The 7,538-nt window shown below is 44.5% G+C and carries 7 protein-coding genes; all 7 read right to left on the bottom strand.

Annotation, left to right across the window (positions count from 1 at the left end; all coding sequences use genetic code 11):
• Positions 1-513: 513 nt before the first annotated feature.
• On the bottom strand, positions 514-1,290 hold the full coding sequence (locus HLM86_RS14660; protein WP_076589778.1) for a phosphoadenylyl-sulfate reductase: 777 nt from the start codon (positions 1,288-1,290) through the stop codon (positions 514-516).
• On the bottom strand, positions 1,283-3,001 hold the full coding sequence (cysI, locus tag HLM86_RS14655) for an assimilatory sulfite reductase (NADPH) hemoprotein subunit (RefSeq protein ID WP_170883533.1): 1,719 nt from the start codon (positions 2,999-3,001) through the stop codon (positions 1,283-1,285). Before cysI ends, HLM86_RS14660 begins: the two co-directional genes overlap by 8 nt.
• Entirely contained in the window at positions 3,001-4,842 is a 1,842-nt protein-coding gene (locus HLM86_RS14650) for an assimilatory sulfite reductase (NADPH) flavoprotein subunit (RefSeq protein WP_076589918.1), read from the bottom strand. Before HLM86_RS14650 ends, cysI begins: the two co-directional genes overlap by 1 nt.
• A gap of 125 nt (positions 4,843-4,967) precedes the next feature.
• On the bottom strand, positions 4,968-5,198 hold the full coding sequence (locus HLM86_RS14645; RefSeq protein ID WP_170883534.1) for a hypothetical protein: 231 nt from the start codon (positions 5,196-5,198) through the stop codon (positions 4,968-4,970).
• A gap of 147 nt (positions 5,199-5,345) precedes the next feature.
• The gene (locus HLM86_RS14640; RefSeq protein ID WP_076589781.1) at positions 5,346-6,020 is read right to left on the bottom strand and encodes a TIGR04219 family outer membrane beta-barrel protein; all 675 of its coding nucleotides are present in this window, start codon (positions 6,018-6,020) and stop codon (positions 5,346-5,348) included.
• Between the two features lie 90 nt (positions 6,021-6,110).
• On the bottom strand, positions 6,111-6,320 hold the full coding sequence (gene pspG, locus HLM86_RS14635) for an envelope stress response protein PspG (RefSeq protein WP_076589782.1): 210 nt from the start codon (positions 6,318-6,320) through the stop codon (positions 6,111-6,113).
• A 158-nt stretch (positions 6,321-6,478) separates the two neighbouring features.
• Complete coding sequence (dusA, locus tag HLM86_RS14630; RefSeq protein ID WP_170883535.1) at positions 6,479-7,489, bottom strand: tRNA dihydrouridine(20/20a) synthase DusA; 1,011 nt, start codon at positions 7,487-7,489, stop codon at positions 6,479-6,481.
• Positions 7,490-7,538: the final 49 nt, after the last annotated feature.

Raw genomic sequence — 7,538 nt, 5'->3', positions numbered from 1 at the left:
AAGTCGTTATTTGTATTGGTCACTCAGTTCATTGATACCTAAAGTGATTCAATAGAATCATTTTTGGATTATCATCAACGAGTGCCCACACAGATTGATAGGTTTATATTTTTAAAGAGCGGTTCTTCTTTTTCGATTTACATCACTTCGGAAGAGGCGGCTATTCTAACGAGATAATCTTCAGTGTCAACCACTTTTTTGCATTTTATTTTCAATTTAGAAGATAAAGGCAAATGACTATTTTGTTTCTTCAAGCCTTGTCGAACAAGCTTCGAACCCTTATGAGCTCTTGCCCTGTCAACGAGGTGGCATTATAGAGAAGCGGCTCATATTGGCAAGCGTTATTTTGAAAAAATTGCAAAAATACAGCTTAAACGCCTATCTTTCAGTCAAACCCCTATTTATCCAACTTTACCCCAACCTAGCAAACACATTACTCACAGAGTTATCCACATTTTCCTCTTTATCAAAATAAAAGGCCGCTTGCGCGACCTTAGTTTGTCGATTAAAAGGTCAGATCCCGGAACCATCCTGTTCCTTGCCTTCTTCATGAAGTCCACATTCTCGCTTCAAGCCAAAGAAACGAGTTTGTTCTTCTGTCATTCCTGGTTCCCACTTTTTAGTGGTATGCGTATCACCAACCGAAAGGTATCCTTCATCTCTTAGAGGGTGGTAGCTCAAACCATGTTCTTCTAAATAGTAATGAACGTCTTTATTCGTCCAATCTACAATGGGTAAAAACTTAAACACACCATTTTGTATCGTCAAGATAGGAAGGTTAGCTCGCGACTGTGATTGCTCTCGACGTAAACCAGAGAACCAGGTTCCAACATTCAACTCATCTAACGCTCTTCGCATCGGCTCCACTTTATTTAGATGATTATATTGTTCAAGCCCCTTAACACCCTGTTCCCATAACTTTCCGTATCGAGCTTCTTGCCAAGCCGCACTGTAAGGGGAACGATAAACGTAAAGGTTGAGGTTCAGCTTTGTCGTTAGCGCATCGATAAAAAGATACGTTTCAGAAAAAAGGTAACCCGTGTCGGTCAAAATTACCGGAATGCCTGATTCTTCCTGAGTCATTAGATGCAACATCACCGCGGCTTGAATTCCAAAGCTAGAAGAAATCACATGCGTCCCTTTCAGGTTTTTTAGCGCCCAAGACACACGTTGTTGAGCCGTCAATTTTTCAAGCTCAATATTAAGCTCGGCCAAACGCAGCGTTTGTTCGGTTTTAGTTAACGTTAACAAACTCGCTAATTGCGGGGTATTCGCGATCGAATCAAGCATAGAAATCCCTCTTTGATACAACCACTTCATCAATAATACCTGCACGAATAGTAAAATCACCGAAATCTTCAGCAGGCGTGCGCTCTTTAGCCCAGCGACCAACCAACTGATCGATTTCTTCTAGAATCTGGCCATCGGTGATGTTCTCTTTATACATCTTGGGCACTCGGGTCCCAGCACGGTTGCCACCTATATGAAGGTTGTATCTTCCCGGCGCTTTCCCGACTAAACCTATTTCCGCCAACATAGCTCGTCCGCAACCATTCGGGCATCCAGTCACACGTAAAATGATATTTTCTTCTTCCGGTAATCCGTGCTTGTCTAAAAGGCTTTCGACATCGGTAACAAATTGCGGTAAGAAACGTTCTGCTTCCGCCATCGCTAATGGACAGGTAGGAAAAGCCACACAAGCCATAGAGTTCTTGCGCTGCTCTCGATGACTATCGCTCATTAGGCCATGCTTGCGCGCAATGAGTTCTATGACTGTTTTCTGGTCTTCCGGTACTCCAGCTACGATCAGATTTTGGTTAGCCGTCATGCGGAAATCGCCTTGGTGGATTTTGGCAATTTCCGCCACCCCACTCTTTAGCGTCTTCTCGGGAGAGTCCAACAAGCGGCCGTTTTCGATAAACAATGCTAAATGCCACTTATTGTCGATTCCTTTTGTCCAGCCAATTCTGTCTCCTCGGTCCGTAAACTCATATGGCCTCGATTTCTCGAACCTGATCCCAGCACGCGTCTCAACTTCTTTCTTAAATACCTCGATGCCAACACGATCGAGTGTGTATTTTGTTTTCGCATTTTTCCGGTTAGAGCGATTTCCCCAATCTCTTTGGGTCGTCACCACGGCCGAAGCGACATCCAAGGTTTTTTCAATCGAGACAAAACCAAAATCATCCGCTTTTCTCGGGTAAGTGGCGGTATCGCCGTGGGTCATGGCTAACCCCCCTCCCACCAACACATTAAAACCAATGAGTTGGCCTTGTTCAGCAATCGCAATAAAGCTCAAATCATTCGCATGTACATCAACATCATTTTGTGGAGGTATCACAACCGTCGTTTTAAATTTACGCGGTAAATAGTGAGATCCAAGAATCGGTTCTTCATCTTGATGACCTTCGACCTTTTCTCCATCTAACCAAATCTCAGCATACGCTCTAGTTTTGGGTAAGAGATGCTCTGAAATTTTTGTCGCCCAATCATATGCCTGTTGATGTAGCTCGGACTCAACGGGGTTAGAAGTACACAGCACATTACGATTCACATCTCCCGCCGTCGCAATCGAGTCAATACCATATTGGTTTAAAGTCTGATGCATTAGCTTTATATTGGGCTTTAACACTCCATGAAACTGGAATGTTTGTCGCGTGGTTAGGCGAATGCTGCCATACATGGTGTTGTCATGAGCAAATTTATCAATCGCCAACCATTGCTCTGGTTTAATAATGCCACCGGGCATACGAGCACGCAGCATTACGTTTTGTAAAGGTTCAAGCTTCTGCTTTTGGCGCTCAGCCCGAATATCTCTGTCGTCTTGCTGATACATTCCATGAAATCGAATCAACTGAAAGTTATCATTGGTAAAACCGCCCGTGATTGGATCTTTGAGATTATCGATGATCGTACCCCGCAAAAAGTTACTTTCACCTTTGAGGCGTTCGTTATCCGCCAATGGGCCTAATTCTGTTCCTAGTTGTGGTTTATCGCTCATTAGTACACATCCCTTTGGTAACGTTTTTCTTTGCGGAGTTGGTTAATAAATTCTTCTGCGTCATCCCGAGATAACTTGCCATATTGCTCAACCACATGAATAAAGGCTTCATGGACATCCTTGGCCATACGACTCGCATCACCACAGACGTAGAGGTACGCCCCCTCCTGTATCCACTTCCAGACTTCTTCACCATGCTCTAGTAGACGATGCTGGACATACACTTTTTCTTTTTGGTCTCGACTAAACGCAACGTCCATCCGTGTTAGCGCCCCTGATTTGAGAGACTTCTGCCATTCAACTTGATAAAGAAAATCTTGGGTGAAGGTGCGATCGCCAAAAAACAACCAACTCTTTCCGCTCGCACCGCGATTATCACGATGCTGAATAAAACTTCTGAAGGGGGCAACACCGGTCCCCGGCCCCACCATGAGTATTGGGGTGTCGTCATTATTCGGTAATTTGAAGTTATTATTATTTTCTACAAAGACCTTAACTTGATCGCCTTCGTTCAGCCGCTGGGAGAGAAAACTCGATGCGCCACCAAAGCGCTTCTCATCGCCTTTAGCGTATTCGACCAAACCGACCGTCAAGTGAACTTCCTCATCGACTTCCGTTTGGCTGGATGCTATCGAGTACAATCGAGGTGTTAGGCGCCGTAGCAAACTCAATAAATCTTGAGCAGACAACTTGGTTTTCTTCTCAGACAGGACATCCACAACCTGCGTTTGCGTTGCGTATTCGCGTAATTTATTTTTGTCTTCCCCCAGCTTTAGTAATTTCTTACTGCCCGATAATTCGGCAAATTTTACCACCAATTGCGGGTTGGCAACGGTAATCTCATAGTGACCGACTAGGGCGCTATGAATCGACAGGCTTTTTCCATCGACCTCGACACTCTCCACACCAGACAAGCCGACTTTATTGAGAATGGCATTCACCACATCAGAACTATTTTCAAACCAAACGCCTAAAGCATCCCCGGGTTGATAGGTTAGGCCAGACCCTTCCAAGTCAATCTCAATGTGGTGGACTTCTTTATCAGAATCTCGGCCTGTGATTTTTTGGTTGGTCAACAAGGTCCCAGTAAAAGGATTCTGCTTGTTAAAAGGCGAGTGGCTTGCCGCCTGCCCTAGTGGCAACTGAACCACTTCAGCGGCATTGCCTGACGATAAAGCATCCCTCACATGATCAAGAACACTCTGACGCCACTCCGCGGCAGGCAATTCATAATCGACATCACAATCAAGACGATCAATAAAAGGCGTCGCCCCTAATCTGGACAAAAACGTATCGAAGTCCTTACCTGTTTGACAGAAAAACTCATAACTAGAGTCCCCTAAACCAATGACGGCATAATGTAAATTAGGTAGCTTAGGCGCTTTTTTTGACTGTAGGAACTCATGCAGTTCAATCGCATTATCCGGCGCTTCTCCTTCTCCATTGGTTGAAGCAACAATAATAACGTGGCTTTCCTTGGCAAAGTTCTTCCCTTTGTAATCACTGGCATCAAAAAGCTCAACGGCAATGCCCTGAGCTTTTGCGTCCTGCTCCAATGCTTCAGCGACCCCTTTCGCGTTCCCTGTTTGAGAAGCAAAGATAATCGACAGTTTTCCAACCGACTTCACCGCGACTGCAGATTGCATCACTGGTGCCGCCCCCTCAGACCCCGATTGTGACAGCCCCCAAAAATAACCACTCACCCACGCAAGCTGCTGCGGTGACAGCTCTGAAACGGTTTGTTGCAGCGTATTCATCTGGTGGTCATTTAATGGCGAAGCGTTAGAAGGTAATTCTGGTGGCGTGTTTCCTGGTGAGGACACGTTCTTGTTTAAAGACATGGTCTCGACATCCCTATTCATTGCGTGATGCTAGATTAACCACTCTCTTTAATAACAAGAAAGAATAGAAGTGAATGTTTTATAACTTTTAGAATTAAAGAAAAAGAAAGTTCAATCCGCAGCCTTTACTTAGCTTCTACACGAACTTGCCTAAAACCGACCGCCATTGCAGATTTAGACGCCAAATCAATATCAATATAATGGCACTCTTGTCCATGGGCATCGGTTAACAGCACAAGCCCTCCACGAGTATGACGAAACTCGACAATCCAAGCTCCCTCTTGAGAGGAAGGCTCTATGATCGCTTCCACTAGCTGGTTTTCTCGATACAAGTTTCTGAGTTCATTAAGTGTCATGAGAGTCCTTTCTCGAATTTATTAACAAAACCCTTATTAAGGATGGCGCAAAGAAACATATTTGCTAAATAAAATGACGACGGTATAACCAATAGGTATAAAAAAACGCCGCGATATGACGCAGCGCCTATTTAGAAGAAACCCAACCTAGAAATGGTACTCGATGCCCGCAAACACACCATTGGCCAAGATAAATGGCTTACCCAGCGTACTGTTTTCAATCGATGATTTAAACTCATCTGACTCAAGGTCGATCACCCGATAGCCGCTACGCAAACGTAAAACCGACTCATCGAATGGAATGGTATATTGAAGGCCAGCTAACAAATCGGTGGTCTTAAGACCATTGCTATTGCCAAAATTCATCTCACCAACAATATCAAGTGGGCTATCTTGCACGCCAATTTCAGCGTAACCAAAGAAAGCCCAAATGAATCCGTCAAAGTCTTTAACCTGTCCCGTTTCCGTATTTTTATGCTTGGTATTAGTCAGGTTACTCAAGGTAAGACCCGCATCAAAGCGGAGTAAATCATGGCTTAAGACAGGGTAATAAAGAGTCAGGTCAAGTTTGTCGAACGCCATAAATTCATTGCCGACACTCACATTTCTAAGGCGTGCGTTTGGTACATATTTGACGTCGTGCTCCAAGGCAGCGTAAAAGCTGGCAGCCACTTCTTTATCACGACGAATTTCATTAACTTCTGTATCCACCCACCATGCCTCGACTCCTACTTTAGTGACAATAGAATCCTTCGCCATTACTGCAGGGCTTGCCAAAGACATCGTCGCGAAGATTATCGCCACCAGTGCGGTCCTATTCATTTATTCTAGCTCCCAAACTCAATTCCATTTGAAGGTGAGATAAAAGAATAGCATTCGGCAAAGAAGGGAATGTCAATTTATTCCCTATATTTAGCGATGACTATAAACGTAATTCCTAAAGAACCAAATACCTAGCGCAATAACCAGCAACCAAGGGATAAGTTGAATGACTGCACCAATCATGCCTAACACCGCCATCACCAACAAGGCAAAAGCCGCCGCTGCAAATATTGTAAACATCGAGAGACCCGTAACCAGTAGGGTTGCAAAAAATACCAATATAAAGATGAATTCAAACATAGTTTTCTCCTTAGTAAGGCTTACACTAAGCAGAAAACACGCCAACTTCACAAATAAAACAAAAGCACTTGTTTTTAAAGGAAAAAATATTATTTACCGCGGACATTTACCATAAAAACCAAGCGAACAGGTAAATTTAACCAAGCTGATGGTAAAATTTACACATTCAGTTCTTTGGGTATTTTGCTGAGCGCAGCTTCGACCACTTCAACCCCCGAACCGGGCTTATGCGCGTTTTCACTGATGTAACGACGCCATTGGCGAGCACCCGGCATGTTCTGGAACAATCCCAACATATGACGAGTAATATGCCCCAGATACGCACCTTGTGATAATTGATGTTCGATGTATGGGTACATCTCTTCAACCACCTGAGAACGTTTCTTAACTGGCGTATCTAAACCAAAAATTTGCTGATCAACCTCTGCCAGAAGGTAGGGGTTCTGATAGGCTTCCCGCCCAACCATCACCCCATCAAGATGGCCAAGATGCGTTTGAGCATCAGCCAGAGTTTTAACACCACCATTAATCGCGATACTCAGGTGTGAAAAATCCTGCTTAAGCTGATAAGCACGGGGATAATCTAACGGTGGGATTTCTCGGTTTTCTTTAGGGCTTAACCCCGACAACCAAGCTTTACGAGCGTGAATCGTAAACTGTTCACACCCCCCTCGCTCTGAAACAATCGAAACGAAATCTTTCAAAAACGCATACGAATCTTGGTCATCAATACCAATACGGGTTTTGACCGTAACCGGCACATCAGTGACCTCTTTCATCGCAGAGAGACAATCAGCCACCAGCTGCGGTTCTGCCATTAAACATGCACCAAACCGACCGTTCTGGACACGATCGGAAGGGCAGCCTACATTCAGGTTGATTTCATCGTAACCACGCTCTTGCGCCAATTTTGCACAGGTCGCCAAATCCTGCGGGTTTGATCCACCCAACTGAAGCGCCACCGGATGCTCTTCCTGATTGTGTGCCAGAAAGTCACCTTTACCGTGAATAATCGCGCCCGTCGTGATCATTTCGGTATAGAGCAGAGTTTCATTCGTCAGTAATCGATGGAAGTAACGACAGTGTCTATCAGTCCAATCGAGCATGGGCGCTATGGAAAAGCGGTTAGCCGCGTATTTACTGGTATCCCTTGGTATGTCTTGAATCATAGGTAGTTTTACATCTCTTACATTTGCTGCATTTTACTTCAAAATACGC

This window comes from Vibrio ostreicida, assembly GCF_013074385.2.
Taxonomy (GTDB): Bacteria; Pseudomonadota; Gammaproteobacteria; order Enterobacterales; family Vibrionaceae; genus Vibrio; species Vibrio ostreicida.
This window is presented reverse-complemented; position numbering and strand designations above follow the sequence as displayed.

What these genes read in the sequence shown, in the direction of transcription:
- HLM86_RS14645 (WP_170883534.1), bottom strand. Translation starts at nt 5,198, where the DNA reads ATGACACTTAATGAACTCAGAAACTTGTATCGAGAAAACCAGCTAGTG.
- HLM86_RS14660 (WP_076589778.1), bottom strand. Translation starts at nt 1,290, where the DNA reads ATGCTTGATTCGATCGCGAATACCCCGCAATTAGCGAGTTTGTTAACG.
- cysI (WP_170883533.1), bottom strand. Translation starts at nt 3,001, where the DNA reads ATGAGCGATAAACCACAACTAGGAACAGAATTAGGCCCATTGGCGGAT.
- pspG (WP_076589782.1), bottom strand. Translation starts at nt 6,320, where the DNA reads ATGTTTGAATTCATCTTTATATTGGTATTTTTTGCAACCCTACTGGTT.
- HLM86_RS14650 (WP_076589918.1), bottom strand. Translation starts at nt 4,842, where the DNA reads ATGTCTTTAAACAAGAACGTGTCCTCACCAGGAAACACGCCACCAGAA.
- HLM86_RS14640 (WP_076589781.1), bottom strand. Translation starts at nt 6,020, where the DNA reads ATGAATAGGACCGCACTGGTGGCGATAATCTTCGCGACGATGTCTTTG.
- dusA (WP_170883535.1), bottom strand. Translation starts at nt 7,489, where the DNA reads ATGATTCAAGACATACCAAGGGATACCAGTAAATACGCGGCTAACCGC.